Genomic DNA, 23,076 nt, shown 5'->3' with positions numbered 1-23,076 from the left:
AATGGCAATATATAGCTACAAAGGTCTTGATAAGACTGGAAAAGAAATTAAGAAGACAATTGACTCCGACAGCTTAAACTCTGCGAAGGCAAAAGTTAGATCAATGGGAATAATGCTCATTGAAATTTCTGAACAAAAGGCACAGAATAAATCTTCTGGTGGAAGTAGCTTTAACTTTGGTCCAACTGTTTCGATTCAAGAGTTATCTTTAATGACTAGACAGCTCGCCACTCTTATAAAAGCAAAAATTCAAATTGTTGAAGCTTTTAACGCTCTCGTTGATCAAACAGATAATCAGAAATTTAAGTCCATACTCGCTGAAATAAAGCAGAAAATTAACGAAGGTTCCTCCCTCGCCAATGCCTTAGCGGACTACCCAAAAGTCTTTGATAACGTCTATGTAAATATGGTCGACGCAGGAGAAACATCGGGAACATTACAAGTTGTTCTACTTAGACTTGCTGACTTTACAGAAGCACAAGTTAAATTAAAGAATAAGATAAAAGGTGCAATGACCTACCCTCTTATAATGGCCTTTGTTGGCGCAGGGATGATGGGGATTATCTTTATTTTTGTTATTCCTAAAATTACTCGAATATTTGAAACAATGAAAAAAGACTTACCACTACAGACAGAAATTTGTATTTGGATATCTCAATTTCTAAAGAGTTACTGGTGGGCAGTTATTATAGGAACTATTTTTGCTTACACATCTTTTAAAAAATATATCGCGACAAAGAATGGAAAATCAAAGTGGGATAGTCTTTTGCTCAAGCTTCCTATCGTTGGAGAACTAGTCACAATGATCAATGTCAGTAGATTTTGTTCAACACTAGCAACTCTACTAAATTCAGGTGTTCCTATTATTGCTTCACTTAAAATTGTAAAAAACCTCATTGCCAATGTTCATATGCAAGGGGCGGTAGAAGAAGCGAAGATAAGTGTCTCTGAAGGTGCATCTCTTGCCGGACCACTCGCAAGATCTGGACTATTCCCTACTATGGTAACTCATATGATGACACTAGGGGAAAAATCGGGTGAATTAGAAGATATGCTAAAGATCATTTCCGAAAATTACGAAGACCAAGTAGAATCAAAACTTAATGGACTAACTTCCGTCTTAGAGCCTATAATGTTGGTTGGGATGGGTATCGCCGTAGCATTTATCATCTTTTCAGTGGTAGTGCCAATGATGCAATTAAATTCGCTCCATTAATAAAAACTCATAAGGAGATATAATGAAAAAAAGAAACATGTTTCGTTTTCTTAGACAATCAGCTGGTTTCTCACTAATTGAAATCTTAATCGCTCTAACACTACTAGGAATTGCGGGGACTTTTGTTGCTGGACAAATCTTTTCTCAACTAACTGAGGGACAGATTAAGGCCGCGAGTATCCAAATGAAGAGTTTCAAATCAATTCTTCAAGATTATAGAAGAAAATGTGGACTCTACCCTCTTACTGATCAAGGACTAGATGCCCTTATTAATAAGCCTTCAGGTGGAAAAGAGTGTAAGAGCTATCCTGCAGAAGGATTTATGGATGCAGAAGAAATTCCAAGAGATCCATGGGATGAGGAATACTTCTACGAATCTGATGGTAGAGACTTTAATATTTGGAGTTTAGGTCCAGATAGAGTTGAAGGCGGAGAAGGTACAGACGCTGACATCTACTTAAATAAAAAGAAGTAAATAAAATAGATGAAAACTATTGTCACAGGTAATAATAGAGGCTTCACTCTCATTGAGATGTTGGTTGCCCTATTGCTTGTGACAATTGTCCTAACTGTCGTTTCCGGTACTAGTTTTTCAACTCGAAGAAATTTAGATGAAGCTCTCAATGATATTGAAAGAGCTGTTCGCTTCTCCGTAGATGAAGCGGCCCTTAGAAATTCCATGATCAGAGTAAGGTTTAAATTTGATGAAGACCCACAAACTTGGTCTGTTGAATTTGGACCTAACGGTAACTTTGTTCTTCCCCCTCTTAATAAAGACGTTTCTAAGAGCCGATCTGAAGAAGATAGCGAAAAGAAGAGCAAGGATACACTCAATAAGAAATTTTCAAAAGTTAGAGAATTTCAAGAGAGCGATAGAGAATTCCCATTTGGTGTAAAAGTTGTAGGAATTGCAACAACCCTAACCCAGGCAATGCTCCTCGATGGAGATAATTCACTCTATATTTATCCCACTGGCGAAAAAGATTCTGCTATAATAATAGTGGCATCAGATGATGAACTCGCTTCACTAAAAATATCTCCTTTCACCATGGATATCGAAAGGGAATATTACACTGTTGACCTCTCAAATGATGTAGATATTACTGAAGCTCAAATAGCGTTGGCCGAGAGAATTTATCAAGAATGGCAAAAGAACTAAGAAAAATATTCACCAATAAAGGATTTACTCTTGTTGAAGTGATGATCTCTCTAGCAATATTTGCTGTCTTTGCGTCTGCTTATCTTACTGCCCAAGGATTTAATATTACCGACAGTAGAGTGATGCGAGAAGAGCTTGATCTCAAACGATTTGCTGAAATGAAAGTGAATGAATTAATTGTCACTCCCCCAGAATTAAAAGACTCCCTTACTCTAACTAAAGAAGCTGGAAAATTTGAAGAAGATGAAAATTTTACTTTTTCAATTGAGTATAAGAAGTTCTTAGTTCCTGATTTAAATAAAATAACGGGTGCCGATGCTGAGGCGCAAGACCCTAACGAAGCAAAGATCTTTGAAAATATAAAAAAGAATTTAGAAAAAATAATCTGGCAAGTTGAAGTTACAGTAAAGAATGAAACAAGTGAGAGAACTTACTCTGTTAGTACTTGGCTCTATAATCAACAGGCCCAAGTAATGTTTGAGCAAATGTGAAAAGTAACTTAAATAGAGAATCTATTTTAAAAAACGATACAGGCTTCACTCTCATTGAAGTCCTTGTTGCTATTACAATACTCTCAATGCTCATGGCCACAATGTATACGATTGTAAATGATAGTACAGAATCAAAAGACCAAATAATTGCAGAAGATAGAGATGCTCTCCAATTAGTCACAGCTCTTGATCGTATGGAACAAGACTTTGCTCAGTTCTACTCTCCACTCTACTTTAGTGCAAAGTACTCACCTAAGAACGCTGATCAAAATCAACAATTTGGAGATATAGAAAAGAATGATTCCCAAAAGCAAATTGACCCATTAGCAAGCTATGAAGCTTCTGAGAGATATCCTGCGATTAGTACTTCCGGAAATATTGTTCCAAAAATTGAAAATGAATCTAAGACGGAACTCTCCTTTCTAACAACAGCAAATAGAAGAATTTTAGAGGACTCCAAGCAGTCTAGATATGCTTGGGTAAAGTACGCTCTAAGAAGTTCGACTAAAGATGACTATGAAAAAAAAGAAGGCGCTGACTACGAATTAACGAGGGCCATTGAAACTGAGAATATTTATAAGAAAGATTTTAACTGGGAAAATGTTAAAGAATACCCTCTCCTAAGGGGTATTAAGTCTTTTCAATTTCTCTTTTGGAATTCCAAGACTGAAAAATTCGTCGATAAGTTGGACTTACTCTCAACTGATAAAGAAACTCCAAGATTAGTTAAAATTCTCATGGTTTGGATTAATAGCGATAATAATGAAGTAAAGATCGAAAGAACTTTTAGACCTCTATCACCTTTCTTTGACACTGAAAAAGATGAAAAAGAAAAAGAGAATGCCCTAAAAGGTAATCAAAAACCTGGCACTCCTGGAGCTCCCGTTGATAACGAAGAGGAGGAGCTATGAGCAGAAAAGTTCTAAACAACGATTCTGGAATGGCGATTATGATGGTAATGTCTGTCATTGCAATCATGGCCTTCCTACTGGCCGACTTCACTTTTGAATCTAAGGTTAATAAAATCAAAGTTTACAACCAACAAGATAAACTTCAAGCAAGGCTCAATGCTGAAGCTGGATTAAACTTTGCTCTCGCCAAATTAAAGCTCTATCAAGAAGGTAGAAATTTAATAGAAAAGAATAAGCAGTTAAAAGAGCTTATACAACCCTCCGTTATAGAGTCTGTTGTTACAATGGAGTTCATCTACCCCATCCCTCTTCCCGCCAAATCTGATGTTCAACAAAGATCTGCACTAGAAGAGTTTGAAAAGAATAATCTTATAAAAGGAAGAATGGGAGTTACTATAAACTCCGTCTCAGGTTTTTTAAATCCAAATAACTTACGAATTTCAAAACCAAAGCCCGAAGGTCAAGAAGATCGATTTGACGATCAAGAAAATACGGATGAGAAAGAGGTCAAGCCAGAAGTTTTCATCGAGCAAAAACTAGTTGAGACATTGAAGCAGGCCCTTGATTCAGAAAAAGAGTCTAATCCTGACTACGATATTATTTACGGAAACGTTGACCCTGAACTTCTTATTAAAGAGCTTAAATTCTATGTAAACGATCTAAAGAACTTTAATGATTCAGAGAGAGCAGAAATTGAGGCCAATTATCTAGCAGCGGACATCACTCCCAAACATGCCCCACTAACTTCAATAGACGAACTCTACTTACTTCTAGGTTGGAGTGATAAAATTATTGAACTTATAAAAGACAAACTCACTGTTCACGAAGTCAGCATTATTGCTGTAAACGAGTTAACCACTGATCAATTAAAAATACTCTTCCCAGATATAACCGACTTTCAACTGGAGCAATTCTTCAAACATAGAGATGGAGATGAAGAACTTCAAATTGAAGCGCAAGAATTTAAATCAGAAAAAGAATTTAAAGACTTAGTCGTCGGGAAATTGGCAATAGTTGATGATTCTACTTATGAAAAGAGAAAGAAAGAACTTGAACAGGCCGGTCTGAAGATTGCGGTCGCCGGAAAACTTTATAAAGTAGTTTCAAAAGGCTTCTTTGGTAGAGCAGAATACAGTATTACAGCTTTTGTAGACCTTCCAATTAAGCCTACACCTGAAGTAAAGAAAGATCCAAAGAAAGAAGCGCAGAAGAAGAAAGCTGAGGACGAGGAGTTTAGTGAAGAAGACCCTGACAATCCTGCAATAGATCAAAGAGAAGATCCGAAAGAAGATGATAAGAAGAAAGAAGAAGTTCCTCTAGAGCTACTCTCTCCACGTGTTATTGAAATAAGGTTACAATAACCGACTCTTTTAATTCATTCAGAAAATGAAAGTATTTTCCTACAATTTTTAGACACATTTTTATAATGATTCTGGTAATATATATGTATGAATATACTCGCAATTGATTTAGGTAGTTACTCGGTAAAATTCTATGAATGCCGACTCGAAAGAAAACAACTCAAATACTTGGGCCACCGAGAAGTTGTTCTCTCAAAAATTCGCTCACAGTTCTCACCAGAAACAACGACTAATGAAATTCACAATGAAATCATTAGAAGTTATTTAAGACAGAGCCAATTTGAAGGTAAAATTATTTATCAAATCCAAGATAATTTCACGAGTTCAAGATATTTAGAGCTACCGGTAAATAATAGAAAGAAAGCTGAACAAATGATTCCTTTTCAGCTTGAAGAAAATATTCCCTATTCATTAAAAGATATTCACTACACCTCTACTCTAATAAAGAATGGAGAGAATTTCTCAGCTCTCGTAAGTATTACTCAGCTAGATTACTTTGATAATTACTATAGCTATCTAGAAGAAACGGGAACACTTCCGGCCATCTTAACGACAGAGATGGGAGTAATTCAAAGTTTTATAGATCAAAAGCCTTATTCAGGCTCTTTCTGCGTTGTTGATATTGGACATGAAACAACTAAGGCCTACTTCATACATAATAAAGAAGTGATCTCTTCTCACCTAACTCACTTAGGTGGTAAAGCGCTTGATGATATTATCTCTGGAACTTATCAAATCCCAGTCGATGAAGCCGTCATATATAAGCATGAAAATTGCTACTTCTTAACAGAAGAGCAACTTGATGATGTAACAGAAGAGCAACGAGAGTTTGCGAAACTTATGCATCAAGCGATTATGCCTCTTGTGCTAGACTTAAAGCGCTGGGAGCTTGGATATAGAGTAAAATTTGGAAATCCAATCGATCATATCTATATCACTGGTGGTAGTTCTAATATCAACAATATTGAAAACTTTCTAACCTCTGAACTCAATCTTAAAGTGAAAAAGTTTAGCCCTCCAAAGATGGAAGGAATAAAAGAACAAGAAAAGCCTCAATACCTCCTCTCCTATATGATGGCAGCTGCGCAGAGGTCTTCCACCACTATGCCTAACTTTTTAACTGGCAAGTATACGAGTGGATTCTCTGATACGATCTCTCTTCACTCTGTTTCATTTATTCTATCGAGAGCTGTAATGATACTTGTTGTTCTCTCGGCATTTATGATGATTGATAGAGTCTTCTTCTTAAACTCTCAAAATAGTGACTTAGATAGTAGAATATCCAAAGTTTTGAAAGTTGATAGTTTAGAAATTGCAAGACGTGATCAAAGAAAATACAAGCGAGAGCCTGAAAGTATTCTAAAAATCATGCAAAAAAAGAACCGCATGGTAAAGCAAGAAGTTAAGACGATTATGTCCGCAACAGAAGTTAATGCAACAAATGCTCTTATTCAATTAAGTGAATATATTTCAAGAAATGAATTAGTGAATATGGAATTTTACGAAAATAAGAATGGTAGTGTTCGAGTAATCTTCAGCTCAAAAGAGCCAAAAGAACTTGAAGTCTTACAATCGCACTTAAAGCTTGGGCCATTTGAAAAGCTTGAAGTAAATTACAAAGAAAACGCAACTAATATGACTATAAGTTTTTTGGATAATTAAATGAAGAAAATTATAACAAAACATATTGATGACTTTATTTTTAAACAACTAGATGTTTTCAAAGAAAGTGAAGTAAAGTCAAAAATCAATGATGCTCTAAACACTCTCACAGAGCAGCAACACAAGATTTTCAGTCAAGTTGGATCATTTCTTCTCATTCTAATTCCATTTGTTGTTCTCACTATTGTTATGATTTCAAACTCAATGCTAAAGTCTGAAATTTCGATAAAAAAAGAAATTCTCTCAGAGATTAACTACTTTAATGCTAAGAAATCTGAAGTAGAGAGCGTTGGCAGACAAATTATTTCTCCTCATTCGATCAAGAATACAGGGGATTTAGATAAGAGACTTCAGAGAATTACTTCACAAAAAGGAATAGACTCAAGTTCAGTAAAAGTCGTTAGCTTTGAAGTTCTTGAGAAGTCTGGCGCCATTGAAAAGTCTGAAGCGACTATCAATATTTCTAAATTAACTTCAAAGAACTTAGCCGATCTCTTACAAAGGCTACTAGACTCTGAGAAATTAAAAATTTATGAAATGAGTTTAAAACGAGACGACAAACTAAGTCTTATAGACGGAAGTATTAAGTTTACTCATTATGCAAAGGTTACGAAGTAATGGTTAAACTTAAAGTTCACCCTAATGAATTACCTGAAGAGATATACTTTCAAAAAAAGTCTTTCTATTTCAAAGTCACAATCGCAGCAATGTTTCTCATGACTATCGCCTTCATGATGAATTTCCCTATTGGAAAAATCATTAAGGCCCAAGCAGAAGCCGCTATTACCTCTAATCCGGCCTGTCCAATAACTTATGACGAAATGAAGTTTGAATGGTTTATGCCAAAAGTTATTCTAACGAAACCAATCGTAAATGGAAGATGTTACAATAACCCATCTTCTTCATTAAAACTTTCAGACCTAGCTATTAGTTTTCAATCTCCAAGCTTTTGGCCACTTGGAATAAAACTGCATACAAAAATTAAACACAAATTATCTGTTATAAATATTTATCCAACTATTGGTTTAGGTGGGCAGGTAATCAAAGTAGAAAAGTCCTCAATATCTCATAAAACTCTAAGAGAGTTTCTGGGTGCTAAATCTCTAAGCTTTACTGGAGACATCGAACTAGAGTCTCTAATTAAAATTGATGGTGGAAAAATTGCTGAATCTGATTTCTTAATAACTTCTACTAATCTTTCTATACCTGCTCAAAATATCGGAGGCTTCGACCTTCCAAACCTTCCGATTGGCTCTGTTCAATTAAAGGGAAGTATAAATGCGAAAGAATTACTAGAGATTCAAGACTTTCAACTTGGAGCTCCTACCTCACCTGTTCTTGCAGAGGCCTCAGGTACGATTAAGCTCAATTCTCACAATATCCCTAACTCTTCACTAGACCTCAATGGTGAGATTAAATTCACACCAGAGTTTCTAGAGAGTTTTGCCATTATCAACATGATGCTAAGTGGCAGAGAATCTACAAGCAAGGGCTTTTTCAAGTTCAAGGTTGGCGGAAAATTCTCTGCTCCAATACCAAGTTTCAATTAAGCAACTTTTCAAAAACATTATATTTTGCTAATTTAACCCTTCAAAGGAAGGGTTATGAATATTGAACAAATCGTTAGAAATATTGAAAGTCATTTGGAATTAGTTATTCCAAAACACCCTTTTGCAGAAGTTTATCGCTACGGTGTCCTCCCTCCAGGAAAAGCATTCAGACCGCAGTTAGTGGCAGCACTCTACGCTGACTTTTCAAATGATAGAGAAGATTTAAGTTTTCTAGATAATCCAAAGAATTCAATTAACTACTTAGCTTCGGCGGTTGAGCTTCATCACGCCTACACTCTCCTACACGACGACCTCCCCTCAATGGATAACGACGATGAAAGAAGAGGAAAGGCCAGCACTCATATTAAATTTAACGAATGGAAGGCGCTACTAGCAGGTGATGGCCTACAGACAGCTTCATTTGCCCTTCTCTCAAAGTTTGAGGGAGAAGCCCTACCCGTAATGCTAAAATTCTTTAGCTGGGCCCTAGGACCTAAAGGACTTATCCAAGGACAATATCTTGATTTAAGTGAAGAGATGACAAAAGGAATTGATGAATTGATTCTCACTCATCAATATAAGACGGCTAGACTCATTCAGACATCTATCCTTCTAGGATTTTGGGCCAATGAAAATAAACTTTCAAGAAGTGAATCTTACCGAATCTCAAAAGAACTCTTTCGACTAGGCCACTGCGTAGGAATTGTTTTTCAACTCTTAGATGATCTTACTGAACTTGTCGACGAGGTACTCACAGAGCATGAACTGGCTGTTAATCCATGGCTCACTGAAAATTCAAATAAATGCCTTCTTGAAATTATAAGTGATTTAGAAAAAATTGATTCGATAATTGAAAAAGAGCAATTGATTCAGACCAAGAGAGTTCTATCAAATTATTTTCAGAAGATTGAAAACCTTCTCACAGAAGGAGAAGGTAATATTACGAAACACTCTAAGGTAGATTTAGTGCCAATTATTTCTTTGCTTAATAGAATCAACAGATGAAATAAGCGAACTTAATTTTGCCTTGGCCATTACAAGCTTTTGAATATCTGAATCAGATAAGTTTCTTGTGAATCTCTCTCTTGAAACTTTCTCAACTGAATGGTCTTCAGTTTCAATAAGAACTTCAGTCTCAGTTGAAATTAACTTAAGGTCTAACTCAGCTCTTGCCTGTTCGATACTCATCTTGTCTTCAAAGAGAAGCTTTTTGATAAAGGCTATTGCCTCTATGTCTTTGTGTTCAAAAAGCTTCTGACCTGATGATGATAACACTGGAGAGATATGATCAAACTCACTTTCCCAAAATCTTAGAACATACGGCTTAACGCCTGTTAAAGAGCACACTTCATTTAATTTAAAGTGTGACTTATTTGGAATCTCGATCTGGTTGCTCATAGTATCCCCTTAAGGAACTCTAAGCTCCGTTAGTGAGCTAGAGTCTAATCAAAATCAAGGTCATCGCCATCGATGTCCTCAGTATTATTCATAAACGAACTAAGCGCTCTAGAAGATCCTTCCTTTGCAGGAAGAGATGTATCTTCTTTCCCTTTGTCATCCAGTCTGTGTGAAAATCTTGCTGTAACGTCTTCTTTTAAAACCTGTGAAGGTTTAAAAGTAAGAACACGTCTTGCAGAGATCTCCATGGCACTTCCTGTCTGAGGGTTACGACCTACTCTCGTTGCCTTGTCTCTAATTGAAAAATTTCCGAATCCAGAAATCTTAACTTTTTCGCCTCTCGCTAGAGTGTCTTTAATGACCTTGAAAACAAGATCAACTAGGTCCGCAGCTTCCTTCTTGGAAAATCCCGCTTCTTTGTAAACACGCTCAACAATGTCGGCTTTAGTAAGACTCATACTTCCTCCGTGAATTAAAGTCTAATACTCAAAATCCATATATATTAATAGGTTAACAAAGAACTGAAATGATTACTATAAAAATATTAACTAGATACGCATTTTTTATTTTATTTAGTGGTAGAGCTATTCTGGACAAAATAGATGGGGCATTTTTTGCCATTTCAGGGTCTTATACTACCTTTATTTGACCAAAAAAAAGGAGCACAAGGCTCCTTTTTTCATTTTAAATTTATTTTCTTTTTACAGCTTTCTTCTTCGTTACTTTCTTAGCAGATTTCTTCTCTATTTTCTTTCTAAGTTCAAGACGTTCTCTGTCTTTTGCTTTTAACCAAGCTGTTAGTTGATCACCCACCTCCGTAAGTTCTTCAATTAACTTCTTCTTGATCAATTTATCCGACTTAGCAATCTTTGAATAATCCGCTAGAAGTTTTGTATCTTCTTTAATCATAAGCGCGCGCTTAGCGACTTCCTCTTTCGTCATTCTGTAAATTGGCATATCAGCAAGGTAGTCGTTATAAACATATTTCTTAGATCCAAGGTAGTCTACGAATGTCTTTCTATTCTTCGACTTTGTAGCAACTTCGTACTCTTTCTTCTTAATGAATTTTATGATTTCATTATTCTGTTGAATTTTATCTCTTAAACCTTCACAGCGAAGTTCATATCTTCTCTTAACAACAGCAAGTCTTTGGCCAGAGAAGATTTCAATAATTTCTTCTGGCTTATCAAAAATTCTAACCCCTCTCTCAGAGATAAGAGTATAGTTTGGAACTTGAGTTGAAGCTGTGCCCATTTCTTTTTCAACTTCTTTCAAAGTCTTTTCGGCACCTCTTTTAAACATCAATTCAATTTTAACGTCGTTATCAACAGAAGAGTCCACAAAGTCTTTTATGAAGTCTGCATCCATAAACTTTGTAAGATACTTGTAAATTTTTTGAGCATCATAACCACGAGGAAGTTCCGTGATATAGATTGTCCCATCAATTTCTTCAAAGCCCATATTGAAAATAAGTCTTCCTCTTTGATCTCTTTCAATTGGAAGAGTGTAGCCATTATTAAATGGCTTTAACTTCTTCGCCTTTCCAGATTCAAGAAAACTAATCATTGAACTTATAATTTCTTTATGTCCAAAACTTGGAATGACTGACGAGAAACCTGTTCCAATCCCTTCTGCACCATTAAGTAGCATAAGAGGAAGTTTTGGTAAGAGGTTAAGAGGCTCCATAACTTTTTCATCGTAGTTAGGAATCATCTCAACTTGGTCCATATCATCGAATAAGAGTATTTGAGAAATTCTTCCAAGCTTACATTCAATATACCTTGAAGCTGCCGGAGAAGTTTCCATTCTCTCTCCGAAGTAACCCTTCTTATCGATTAATGGATAATTATTAGAAAATGTATAATCCTGCGCCATATTTACAATGGCAGACTCAACAGAAGCTGGTCCGTGAGGGTGAAGCGTAAGAACTAAGCCTGTTGCCGATGAAACTTTCATCAAACCCTTTGATTGATTCTTCCAAAGAGTGAAGAGAATTCTTCTCTGGCCAGGCTTTAATCCATCTTTTAAATATGGAATTGCTCGGTCCATTAACGTATAGATCTGATAAGTTCTATATTCCTCTCTTACAATGTCCTCAAGAGGAATACTGGCCATTGAATGTAGATATGTTTCTTCCATATTCTATATTTTCCTTATTTCTTCTTCTTACCAGAAGAAGTAGTCGTTTTCTTTTTTGCTTTCTTAGCAGTAGCCTTCTTCGCAGCTTTCGCTTTCTTCTTAGCCGGAGCTTTTTTAGTAGAGCCCGAAGAAGAAACAGAAACACTCTCACCTTTTGAGGCAGATGCTCCGTCCATTAGAAGCTCTTTTCTAAGTGATGTATCTTTGCCAAAGCAAACATTTAACATTTCTTTTGCCTTAGAAACAGAGTCTGCAGAGATTACCGTAAAAGAATCCCTAGAAAGAACATGCTTCCATGCCTCTGGAGACATTTCCCCTAATCCCTTATTTCTTTGAATCTCTTTAATTTTAAGCTTTGTGACCTCTCTAAAGTCCTCTAACTCATCAGGAGTTTCGATGTACTTTGTCCCCTTATCAGTAATAACCTCAAAGAGTGGAGCTTTTGCAATACAAATAACTTCCTGATCAAATAGCTCTGGCCAAAACTGGAAGAAGAAATTTGTAAGAAGAGTATTAATATGCCCACCATCAACATCAGAGTCGGCAAGAAAAACAATTTTTGAATATCTTAGATTTGAAATTTCAGCTTCAACTCCTATGACTAAACCAATTGACGCCATAATATCTGAAAATTCCTGATTATTTAAAATATCAGAAATCGCCGCTTGAGCAACGTTCATTGGCTTACCTTTTAGGGCAATTCCACCTTGATATAATTTATCTCTAGCTGAACGAAGTCCACCAATGGCAGAATCCCCTTCGCAGATAAATAGTGTACAAAGATCACGTTTCTTTCTTTCGTTAGCATCAAGTAATTTTTCAACTCTTTGCTTTTTCTGCTTACGAGCAATCTTAGAAGCGTCTTTGAGTTCTTGATATCTATTTCTAGATTTTGCTCTCTCCATCACTGCTTCTAAATAGTCTTTATTCTTTCTAAGAAATTTATCAAAGTTCTTACTCATTAAGTCTTCAATACCTTTTTCTAAATGAGTATCACGAACAAGCTTTCTCTTTGTTTGTGACTCAAATCTAGGATTTGGCATTGTTACACCAATAGTAAAAGTTATCCCTGATAAAATATCATTATCAACTAAAGTTAACTTTTCTTTCTTAGCATTTCTGGCAAGCTTTTCTTTTATGGCATTCACATAGAGACGTCTTACTCTATCGTGATGAAAGCCCCCATCAAAAGTAGGAGTTGAATTAACAAAAGAGATAAATCTCTCTCTTTCTTCTGAGCGAGGTTCGATATTTAAAGCAACAGATAAATCGATTTTACCTTTTACTTTCTTGCCCTTTGTATTTTTAGACTCATAAATATAGGCCGTAGAACCAAACTCTTGAGCAGTAGCAGGATCTATCCTTTGTGCTAGCTCTAGAAGTCCCTTCTTATAAATGTATTTTTCTTTATTAAAGTAGAATGTTAGACCTGGGTTATTATAAGCTAAATCAATAACTCTCTTTCTTAAAAGTTCTTCATCTATAATTGCATTCTTATAAACTTCTTTTGAAAGAGTTAGCTCAATCTTAACGCCAGAATGCCCTTTAAAAGGCTTTGGCTTTGACTTCTTAACTTTTAGAGCACCGTCGATAAAAGTATAGGTCTGCTCTTTCTTAGAATTATAGTGCCTGACACGAACCTTAAACTCATCACTTGTTAAACAAGTTGCAGCGGCTCCAAGCCCGTTCTGCCCAAGAGTTCTATGTAAGAATCCTTTCTCATCCGTCTCTTCATCTTTGAATTTAGAACCTGTTCTAAACTCGCTATAAACCTGAGGAACTTTCTCTACTGGAAAGCCGATACCGTTATCCTCAACCATAACATTCTTACCGTCAGCTGATAACTCACAGTGAATCTCTGTGACATGGCCTCTATAGTATTCATCAATACAATTATCTAATATTTCTTCAATGGCCTTACTTTTAGCCTGATGAAAATCAACTGTTTTAAAATTAAGCTTACCGTCATCGTAAGTGTAAGTTTCTAATTCTTCTACATCGTTTGACCCAAAAACTAAGGTAATTCTGTTTCTACAGTGCCACCTCTGGTCTTTACTCTCGATTGCAGCTTCCTTGGCCTTACCTTTTCTTTTTACAGCTTCAATGCTCTTACTCATGCGTCATTTTCCCTATCATTTAGGTTTTCGTCTTTTTAGTATATTATTGAGAGTAATAGGCCATATTATTCAAGAAAAGGTACGATGCGTTACATAAAACAATATATTTTCACTATATTAGCCCTTATTCAACTCACTCATGGCAAGCCTATCCTCCCATCGAATGCCCCAATTGATGCCTCAAGTATCGAAAAAGCTGTAGGAGAATCGGTATGGAAAAAAATATTAAGCGGCGATATATACACCAAGTCACAAGTCGAAGATTTTGAAATTTTTAAACAAAAAAAACAGAAGCTAGATTTTTATATTGCAGGGCTACATAAGAAGAACTGCCGTTTTGCCCTTAAAAAACTCTCACACTACGAGTCATTTAAAGATCATATTGGCTATATTAAACGCAGCAATTATGACGATAAATCAGAAAGAGTAGATTTTCTGCTCTCATCGAGTCTTCTTCCATACAATATGACTTTGAATTTCAAGATTCCAAGAATTAGAAAAGTTGGGAGCTATCCCTTTCTATTTGATAAAGGTTTTCTTAGGAATTTAAAGGGAACTATTACAGCAGTAAAATACAAGAATCGTTGCTTATTCTATACAACTGCCCACTGGGAAGGCGCTCATTCGGGAATTCCCAACACAATCTTCTCCTTTTTTTCTAAGGCAATGTCACAGCTTGCGATGGAAAACCTTTTTAGAATTTCAAGCACTTACTAGCCAGAAAGATTATTTTCGTGACAATGCTTCCTATAGTACCTATAAAGACTCACACTCTAAAAAACCCATAAAACACACTAAAATAACTATGAAAGTACTAAGAATAAATGCATCAGATACGTATCAAATCAGAAACCTTGTTCTAAGACCAGGTAGACCTGTCGAAGATTGCCACTTCGATCACGATGAAGATGAACAAACTTTTCACTTAGGAGCGTTCATTGACTCACAACTTGTGAGTGTTGCTTCTTTTTACTTTGAAAGAAATGAAATCCTAGAAGACCAGTACCAATACCGCTTAAGAGGTATGGCCACTCTGCCAGAGCATAGAGGACAAGGGCTCAGCTCTTCCCTACTAAGAACGGCTTTTCCAATAATTAAGCAAAACTTCTGCCAGCTGCTTTGGTGTAATGCTAGATCGGAAGCTCAAGGTTTTTACCAAAATGTTGGTTTTGAAAAAATCGGAGAGGAGTTTGAAGTTCCAACAATTGGTCCACACTTTCTCATGTTTAAAACAATTTCTTAGAAGACTTTATTTACGCAGAACGCCTTATTAGTTCTTCTATAGATAAAACCCATATAAGCGTCCGTACAATCTTTTAAAGTCTTATACTGCTTAAGTGGCGCGCATGAGAAGAAAACATTTTTGTTTTCTTTTTCAATCTCTCTCTTTTCTTCACAGTTAAAAAAACTAGGTAGATTTACACAGGCAAAGTGGCGATCCTCACAGTCATAAATGAGAAACCTTCCAAGGTAGTACTTCTCGCTAATTCTAGGCTCAAGCCTGCGCCTTAGAACCGCATCCTTCTCTGCTTTATTTAACATCTCTTGCGCTTTCTCAGCCGTTTGAGAAAACACAGAATGTGAGAAGAGAAGTAATAATAAAAAGCCTACTACATTACGCATTATAACCTTTGCATTTCTAAAGATTTCAATTAAGTATATCATAAGTACTACAATTTTTTACCAGAGCTATTTATGACAATTTTACACAATAATATCTTAGAAAACCTCGCAGAAGCTATCGATTTATCAATTAAATCAAATTTCGAAGAAGTGGCACTTTCTAAAGAGCAGATTTACAACCTTATTTCTATTGCGCCAAATATGAAGATGGGACACTTTGCTTTCCCATGCTTCCCTCTAGCGAAGGCCGCCAAATCAGCTCCAAATATTATTTCGGAAAAATTAGCTCAGTCAATTGAAACCAAAGGTATTATTGCTGCAGCAAAAGGCGTTGGACCTTACTTAAACTTTACCATTAATCCTAATACTTTTGCAGGATCACTTACGGATGAGATCATCTCTGGAAAATTCTTTGAAAAAGAGCTCGTCAGTGATCGCCCAAAAACAATGATCGAATATTCTCAACCAAATACTCATAAAGAACTCCACGTTGGGCATATGAGAAACCTGTGTCTTGGAAATGCTCTCGTAAGAATCAAGCGTTACGCTGACCAAGAAGTTGTGGCCGTAACATACCCAGGTGATAGTGGAACTCACGTTGCCAAGTGCCTCTGGTTTTTAAAGTATCACAATCAAGAAGCGATACCTGAAACAAATAAAGGTCCATGGCTTGGTAAGATTTATACTAAAGCAAACCTCATGTTAGAAGACCAACTTGGTACAGAAAAAGAGGCCAAGAACCGTGAGCAGCTAACGGCAATTTTAAAAGAACTTGAAAGCGAGAAAGGCGAATACTTCGATCTTTGGAAGGAGACACGTCAGTGGTCACTGGACATGATGGAAGAAGCTTATAAGTGGGCCGATGTGAAGTTTGACCGCTGGTTCTTTGAATCAGAAGTAGACTCTCCTTCTCTAGAACTTGCTAATAAACTCTACCAAGAAGGAAAACTAGTTAAAGACGACGGCGCAATTGGAATGAACCTAGAAGAAGATAAATTAGGTTTTTGTATTCTTATTAAATCAGACGGAACAGGTCTCTATGCAACTAAAGATGTGGCCCTTGCTGTAAAGAAGTTTGAAGAATTTGGTGTTGAAAATAATATTTACATCGTCGATACCAGACAAGCTTTTCACTTTAACCAAGTCTTTAAAGTTCTAGAGAAAATTGGCTTTGAACAAGCAAAGAATTGTCACCACCTACAGTATAACTTTGTAGAACTTCCTGATGGAGCAATGAGCTCTAGAAAGGGAAATATCATTCCACTTAATGACCTAGTTAATCAAATGGAAGCACATATCTCTAAAGAGTACTTAGAGAGATATAGTGACGAATGGACAAAAGAAGAAATTAAAAGCACAGCTTCAATCATTGCAAAGGGTGCCATTAATTATGGAATGACTCGTTTTGATAATAATAGAAAGATTGTCTTTGATATGAAGGAATGGCTAAAGCTAGATGGTGAAACAGGTCCTTACCTTCAATACGTCTTTGCCCGAATCAATTCTCTATGTGAAAAGCTTGGGTACTCAAGTGAATTAAGCGCTGATTTTTCAAAGCTAGAGAAAGATAGTGAAATTGCTCTGATGATTAAGTTATCTGCTTTTAATGATATTGTTGTTCTATGCCACGAAAAGAATTCGGCAACAGCTCTTTGTTCATACTTATTTGAATTAGGAAAATTATTTAATAGCTTCTACGCGGAATGCCCAATAGCTAAAGCAGATAGTGAGGAGCTCAAGAATGCGAGACTCCTTCTTTCAAAGGCCGTAAGTCTTGTTATGAAACAAGGTCTTTCACTACTTGGAATTGATGCTCCAAATAGAATGTAAGTAAATAATTATAGCTCCATAATGTCTTCAATCATTGTGGAGAATTTTTCCTGCCGCTCTTGCATAATATCAATTTTACTATCTCTAAATATTCCCTTCTCAGTCCGTGTTCCCAAGTCATTTTTAAGTAGCATTGGAAGTAGAATCTTATCACCAAAGTACCCCAGGGCCTTATTCACAGGCTGTTGCGCGGTGTCTGTACCACTTTCTCTTCTTGTGCGTAAATTACTCCAAAGGAAATCCTTTGTATCGTAACCAAGCATTGAAGCAATTCCCGATGAAGCAAAGTTCTTCGGTCTCTTCTCTTCTAATTTCTTTTGAACAATTGCTCCCGCCAATGTTTCGACAAAGCCTCCCACTCTCGTATCTTTGGCCAACAGATGCTTAACATCAGTAACGATTGATTCAGGAATATCTTTACTCCCCTTACCTGCAAGCATAGGCGCAATAAATTGCTCCTTTATTTCTGCTATAGCTTTCTTCCCTTCACTTGTCTTAAAGATTGGGCCAAGAATATTCTTCGATCCTAACTTTTCAATTGTTGCAGCATCTACACCTTCTTTACTTAGAGGCTCCTTTGCTTCTTTTTTTACAAAGTTTGCAATCTCCGCCTCAATAACGATATCTATTAAATCGGACTTCATGAGAATACTCTTTAAGTCATCAAGAGAGAGTTCTCCCTTAACTTTAAGTTCCGCCCGGATCTGGTTTAATAATTTATCTAGTGCAGCTTTAGAGCCCTTTTCATCATAGTCGTGAAGTTTCTTTAGATACTCTCCAATCATAGGCATATACTGATCTAGATAAGTAGAGAGAGTCTCTAGCTCTAGTTCTTCACTTACTGTAGAGTTAGATTCAGTTTCTTTACTTTCCATTTTTAGCCAAAGGCCATTTTGAAGAGTGTCTTTTGCAAATTGCTCAACTTTAGCTATTGCGTTGATTGTATAGAGCTCTTCACCTCTAGATAGAGATAACTTTTCACTTAGTTTTCCTGATTGTCTAAGAGAGCTTAAAACTTCAGGAACTGCTCTGCTCAGTCCACAGACCTGCACGACCTCAATGGCCCAGTCAATTTTCTTCTGAGAATCTTCACTTGGAGAATTATTAAAATACTCCATCCAAAAATCTTCTCTCTTATCTATTTTTGCATATAAACTCTTTCTACTTGCTTCACTTGATTTAAGATCAGCACTATTTTTTACGAGATCGCGCTTCTTATCTTCAATACAAACTCTAAAATCTGATAAATCACTTTCCGCAATATTCTTTAAGAAGTCTGTCGTTTCACTTCCCTTTACAACCAGCTCACTGACTAAATCAAAAATAGACTCAACCAAACAACCATTAACGGCATCAGTATATTCTTTAGCCAGATTTCCTTTAACTTCTGTACATCTTTTAAAAACGCTTAATTCAGTATTTAAAAATCTATCTTGAACACTCTTATTTTTACTTAGTAAATTTAGAAATGGACGGACTTTATCTGCAAAGACAAGTGAAGTTGCTTTAAAGCGAGCTGCATTGATACATTCTTCAGTATTAGCATCGGGCTTTCCCTTCAGTGATTCTAAACAATTTTGTAATTCATCATTTGCAATATCTGCCACAGCATTGGCCTCAGTAGATTTAGCTAAATAATCTGGAGAGGACTTATTGATATTTCCAATATAGAGATCGTTAATAGATTTTCTTAGAACTTTCTCTCCTATAACACTTGTCGCTTCAAGAGTGAACTTCGATTGGAGAGCTTCGAGATTATCGTCTTTATAAGACTGATTAATTCCTTCTCTAAGATCTTCATTTATAAACTTCTTATAGACTACTTCTCTTTCACTATCTGTGAACGCTTCAGAATAAGGACCTGTAAAGAGAAGTTCTTTTAATTGATCATCAAATACATCATAAGTAACAGAAGACTTCACTTTTAAAACACAGCTATCTAGATGGGTCTTTAACTCTACTGAAGGCGCTCTCTCTTCGAGGCACTTCTCCATATAATTTCGTCCATTCTTTGCAAGCTTTTCAACATCTTCATTAGTTTTTAGAAGACCCTTTTCTTGAAGCTTCTTTCCCTCTGCGCGACTTGCATGCTCAGTTAAGTCTACAGCAGCAATCTCAGTCATATGATTAACAATGAAGTCTAAGTCTTCCTTACTCTTTGCTTCTAAAAGACGAGGTCTAAAATTATACTTCCCTTCAAATAGCTTCTCTCTTAATTCTTTAGAGATCTTCTCACTATTTTCACCTGGAACCATATCGTGAACATACTTATCTATTGTTGAATCAGCAACGAGGTAAGTCGCCTCCCCCTGAATTTTCTTAAACTCAATCACCACTTCATCAAGATTTAGATCCTTTTTCTCTAGGGCCTTTGAAACATTCTGTCTCATTTTATCTACAATATCCCCACGAGTCTTATCAATAATTTCTTTATCCACACCACTATCTTCAAGCATTCCGGTAACAATAGGAGCTAAGATATCAGAACTTGCAGAGTCACTCATAACAAGCTCGACTGTACACGCCGACTGAATTTTATCTAGAGAACTAGAGACTTCCGTTACAGAATCATAACTTGCAAGCTTCTTTTTAAAGCAACTCTGAATCATCTTAGCGTAGTAATCTTTCTTTTGATCACTTAAAGAAACATTTCGATAAAGTGGATCACTTGCAAAAACATTTGCTAGCTCACTTTGTCCGAGGTGATATGAGGCCCAAACTACACTCTCTTTTAAACACTCTGCGGACTCTTTTTCAAATCCATTGGTTCGACCTTCCGATTCTATTAATTCATTTCGTGCAGCACTCTTTAAATCTTCAAAACACTTAATATGCGGAGCCTTATCCCTTATCATAAGGTCAGCCCAAAGATCGTTTCCTAACTTATCTTTAAGTGTCTTTGTTATAACGAGATTAGTAGCTGTAAGAGTCACAAGGTCTGCACATAGTCCGGCCCTTACAGTAGAGAATTCACCTTTTGCAGCCAATCTCTCGGCCATCCCCTTTTGAATTTCAATACAATTATCATAACCACTAACTAGTGTCGTATTTCTTATTTGGTCTTTCTCACTCCCCTTAATATCCATTGCATCAAGCTCATGGTTTACAAGAATTTGAGAAACACTCCTTCCTACGACTTGTTCGATACGAGAAGAGCAACTAAGTAGGTCATTCTTAAATTCGTCAGTCCCAAGAGAATTTAACTTTCTTTGATTATAATTATCTTTGAATAAGCGTGGGGCAATATAACCTTTCTTCTCATAGCACTCTCTTAAGTCTTTCCTAGCTCTATCTAGAGTTTCACTGCTAACATTAAGGGTTATATTCTTTCCGTTTTTCTTGTAGACATTCTCCATATCTTCTAAGGATACGGACACGACTCTCTCTAAACCTTTATCTACACTTGTCAAAAGAGCTTTAAAAACACAACCTTTAACGTAGGCCATATCTAGAGTCGCATCATAATTTTCTTTAATACACTTTGTATACTCGCTTACAGATGTCGCCGACAAAGCTTCCTGATCATTTACTTTCAATTGGAACTTTAAGACTTCCTCTCCTATTTTTATAGGAGCTTCTTTCATATAAACTTCCATACAATCAGCAGCAGCTTTTTCATTAGACTTCTCAGATGCTTTCTCAAGACACCTATTAAGAGAGAGCATTGAAGCGTTAGTTATATCTGAGTAGAATTTATCACTCTCCCCAGGAAGAAGTTCTTTAACCATTTTAGGAACGATATTAGAAACAAAATTCTTATATGAGTGCTCATATGTCTTCGCTGTCAGCTTGCCCACATCGGCATTAAGCTCTGGAATATCTCTCTCGACATCGTTTACAATATCTAAAACGACCTGATTTATTTCACCTTTGTTTAAATAGACTTTCCCATCTTTGTTAATTGATCCTATTTGACCATTCACCGCACTTTGAATTTCATCTGCGAGTTTCTCTCTCTTAGAATCTAAGCTAAAAAAGTTCTTAAAGAAGAAAGATTTAACTTCTTGCCCACTCCCTCTAGAAATGTTCTGAGGGTAAGCATCATCTCTAGAACTAGAAAGTTGTATTTTCTTATCTGCCTGAGTAATTCTTCCCTCAGAAAGAGAAATCTTATAAATATTCTTATCATAAATATCTTTGCCCTCTCCACTTCCACGAACGTAGACAGCAACGCTATTTCTTCCATCGGCAGACTTTTCAGAATCAAAGAAGAATTGATCTATCTCTTCTTTGTTAATTGGGTCAGTTGCAACTATTTTAAAATAGGCCTTTCCATTTTCAGTAACTCTCTTAACTTTAAGTCCATCTCTCGTGGCCTTTTCTTCATCAAGAAAATCAACACCTATTACTTCTCCGCTGTTATTCACCTTCAATTTAACATTATGAGATTCATTTAATGCAGATATAGCAAAGACCATCCCTCCATCTTGAAGAATAATCGGCTTACTAGAGATAGCGTTCTCTAAGTAACTGCCCCATAACTTATCATTTACTTTTAAAATATTGGCGATATTACTATCGAGATCAGGAAGTAGACTTTGCAAACTCTCTAGACTCTCACAACTTTGAATATAGTAATCATCAAAACTCTCATCAAATTCATTCTTACTATAGAGCCCTTCTCTTTCAAGTTTATGCTTTAAATCTTCTAAATTCTTGTCATCGGAAACAGGAAAGAACTCATCATCTTTAAGAACACCATTCTTAGATGTTTTTAAGTAGAAAGACCCGTCATTGAAATCAAAGTAGAGATCAACTCTCTCTCCATTTTTTATAACAGACTTAACTAAGCTCATATTTGAAATCTTTGTACTTAGAGCATTCTTCTTCTTATTTAATTCATTGATTAATTCATTTCTCTGATTTTGACTGAAGTCATAAGTTCTCACAATTGAGTTCATAGAGGAAAGGGCCCTATCAACCTTCATTGGAGTACTAATATCTAATTCTTTAGAACTCTTAGATGATAGTGAGTTTACGAGATCTTTTGGAAATGAACTGACCTTAGGAAGGCTCAACTTAGAATTTCTACCCTTTGCAAGAAGAAGCTTACCACTCTTATCAGAGAGAATAGCAAAGCTCTTCTGAGAACCACTACCACCACCACCACCACCAGGAATAACTTTATTACTTCCACCTTCAAAAATGGCTAAATTTACTTTTTGAATTAACTCATTACCTGCTGCTCTAGGAATTCTCATGGCCTTCTCAAGCTCAACTTGAATATCAGGACTAGACTGATGAAGACTTATATTAATTTTTTCTTGGGCAATATCAGGCCTAAGCTTTGAAAGAGGATGATAGAAGCTAGCAAAAGATTTTACTTCTTTTGGAAATTCGTAATCTCTCGCTTTTAATTCACTCTTAGAGAATTGATACTTTTGAATAACGAGATCACCTGTGACTTCATTTAGGTAAACTCCTGTTGCTATATTATTCGAGCTATCTTGAGTCTCATACACAAGTCTATGGGCCAGCGCTGACTGAGCACTTAGCACACTAAGAAAAATAAGAAGAATTAGATTCTTTACTTTCAACTTAAGAAAACTCTCTTTGCTACCTTTATTAGTAGCTCTACCTCAAATACTTTTCGGTAAGCCGAGTGTTTTACTTTAGTTT

The 23,076-nt window shown here is 36.2% G+C and carries 19 protein-coding genes; 13 read left to right on the top strand and 6 right to left on the bottom strand.

Annotation, left to right across the window (positions count from 1 at the left end; translation table 11 throughout):
• The first annotated feature begins 1 nt into the window (after position 1).
• From gspF to CES88_RS00870, 10 genes are all read left to right on the top strand, one after another.
• Positions 2–1,216, top strand: a complete 1,215-nt coding sequence (gene gspF / locus CES88_RS00915; protein WP_290729691.1) for a type II secretion system inner membrane protein GspF — start codon at positions 2–4, stop codon at positions 1,214–1,216.
• A 22-nt stretch (positions 1,217–1,238) separates the two neighbouring features.
• Positions 1,239–1,691, top strand: a complete 453-nt coding sequence (gene gspG / locus CES88_RS00910) for a type II secretion system major pseudopilin GspG (protein WP_290729689.1) — start codon at positions 1,239–1,241, stop codon at positions 1,689–1,691.
• 9 nt (positions 1,692–1,700) lie between these two features.
• A complete protein-coding gene (locus tag CES88_RS00905) occupies positions 1,701–2,375 on the top strand; it encodes a type II secretion system protein (RefSeq protein ID WP_290729686.1) in 675 nt (224 codons plus the stop codon).
• Positions 2,360–2,866, top strand: a complete 507-nt coding sequence (locus CES88_RS00900; RefSeq protein WP_290729683.1) for a prepilin-type N-terminal cleavage/methylation domain-containing protein — start codon at positions 2,360–2,362, stop codon at positions 2,864–2,866. Before CES88_RS00905 ends, CES88_RS00900 begins: the two co-directional genes overlap by 16 nt.
• Complete coding sequence (locus CES88_RS00895; RefSeq protein WP_290729680.1) at positions 2,863–3,777, top strand: prepilin-type N-terminal cleavage/methylation domain-containing protein; 915 nt, start codon at positions 2,863–2,865, stop codon at positions 3,775–3,777. Before CES88_RS00900 ends, CES88_RS00895 begins: the two co-directional genes overlap by 4 nt.
• Positions 3,774–5,138 (top strand): type II secretion system protein GspK, encoded by a 1,365-nt coding sequence (locus CES88_RS00890; protein WP_290729677.1) that lies wholly within the window; start codon positions 3,774–3,776, stop codon positions 5,136–5,138. The genes CES88_RS00895 and CES88_RS00890 overlap by 4 nt, the downstream gene beginning before the upstream one ends.
• A gap of 87 nt (positions 5,139–5,225) precedes the next feature.
• Positions 5,226–6,800: a pilus assembly protein PilM gene (pilM, locus tag CES88_RS00885; protein WP_290729674.1), complete on the top strand. Its 1,575-nt coding sequence runs from the start codon at positions 5,226–5,228 to the stop codon at positions 6,798–6,800.
• A complete protein-coding gene (locus tag CES88_RS00880; RefSeq protein WP_290729670.1) occupies positions 6,801–7,418 on the top strand; it encodes a hypothetical protein in 618 nt (205 codons plus the stop codon).
• Positions 7,418–8,350, top strand: coding sequence for a hypothetical protein (locus tag CES88_RS00875; protein ID WP_290729668.1), 933 nt, complete (start codon positions 7,418–7,420; stop codon positions 8,348–8,350). The genes CES88_RS00880 and CES88_RS00875 overlap by 1 nt, the downstream gene beginning before the upstream one ends.
• A gap of 54 nt (positions 8,351–8,404) precedes the next feature.
• Positions 8,405–9,355, top strand: coding sequence for a polyprenyl synthetase family protein (locus CES88_RS00870; protein ID WP_290729665.1), 951 nt, complete (start codon positions 8,405–8,407; stop codon positions 9,353–9,355).
• Here CES88_RS00870 and CES88_RS00865 read toward each other — a convergent pair.
• From CES88_RS00865 to CES88_RS00850, 4 genes are all read right to left on the bottom strand, one after another.
• Positions 9,314–9,748, bottom strand: a complete 435-nt coding sequence (locus tag CES88_RS00865; RefSeq protein ID WP_290729662.1) for a MerR family transcriptional regulator — start codon at positions 9,746–9,748, stop codon at positions 9,314–9,316. The genes CES88_RS00870 and CES88_RS00865 overlap by 42 nt on opposite strands.
• 44 nt (positions 9,749–9,792) lie before the next feature.
• A complete protein-coding gene (locus CES88_RS00860; protein WP_365992288.1) occupies positions 9,793–10,206 on the bottom strand; it encodes an integration host factor subunit alpha in 414 nt (137 codons plus the stop codon).
• 232 nt (positions 10,207–10,438) lie between these two features.
• Positions 10,439–11,887 carry a DNA gyrase subunit A gene (locus CES88_RS00855; RefSeq protein WP_290729659.1) on the bottom strand — a complete coding sequence of 483 codons (1,449 nt, stop codon included), beginning with the start codon at positions 11,885–11,887 and terminating at the stop codon, positions 10,439–10,441.
• A 14-nt stretch (positions 11,888–11,901) separates the two neighbouring features.
• Positions 11,902–14,004: a toprim domain-containing protein gene (locus CES88_RS00850; protein WP_290729656.1), complete on the bottom strand. Its 2,103-nt coding sequence runs from the start codon at positions 14,002–14,004 to the stop codon at positions 11,902–11,904.
• Positions 14,005–14,088: 84 nt separating this feature from the next.
• Between CES88_RS00850 and CES88_RS00845 the strand changes: the two genes are divergently transcribed.
• Together CES88_RS00845 and CES88_RS00840 are read left to right on the top strand one after the other, a co-directional pair.
• Positions 14,089–14,721, top strand: a complete 633-nt coding sequence (locus CES88_RS00845; protein WP_290729653.1) for a hypothetical protein — start codon at positions 14,089–14,091, stop codon at positions 14,719–14,721.
• 88 nt (positions 14,722–14,809) lie between these two features.
• Positions 14,810–15,247 (top strand): GNAT family N-acetyltransferase, encoded by a 438-nt coding sequence (locus CES88_RS00840; RefSeq protein WP_290729651.1) that lies wholly within the window; start codon positions 14,810–14,812, stop codon positions 15,245–15,247.
• Here the strand turns inward: CES88_RS00840 and CES88_RS00835 are convergent.
• Positions 15,244–15,669 carry a hypothetical protein gene (locus CES88_RS00835; protein WP_290729648.1) on the bottom strand — a complete coding sequence of 142 codons (426 nt, stop codon included), beginning with the start codon at positions 15,667–15,669 and terminating at the stop codon, positions 15,244–15,246. The genes CES88_RS00840 and CES88_RS00835 overlap by 4 nt on opposite strands.
• A gap of 30 nt (positions 15,670–15,699) precedes the next feature.
• Here CES88_RS00835 and argS point away from each other — a divergent pair, with 30 nt between their 5' ends.
• Entirely contained in the window at positions 15,700–17,457 is a 1,758-nt protein-coding gene (argS, locus tag CES88_RS00830) for an arginine--tRNA ligase (protein WP_290729646.1), read from the top strand.
• An 8-nt stretch (positions 17,458–17,465) separates the two neighbouring features.
• Here argS and CES88_RS00825 read toward each other — a convergent pair whose 3' ends face one another.
• Positions 17,466–22,994, bottom strand: a complete 5,529-nt coding sequence (locus CES88_RS00825; RefSeq protein ID WP_290729643.1) for a hypothetical protein — start codon at positions 22,992–22,994, stop codon at positions 17,466–17,468.
• Positions 22,995–23,076: the final 82 nt, after the last annotated feature.

Source organism: Halobacteriovorax sp. JY17, assembly GCF_002753895.1.
Classification (GTDB): domain Bacteria; phylum Bdellovibrionota; class Bacteriovoracia; order Bacteriovoracales; family Bacteriovoracaceae; genus Halobacteriovorax.
This window is presented reverse-complemented; position numbering and strand designations above follow the sequence as displayed.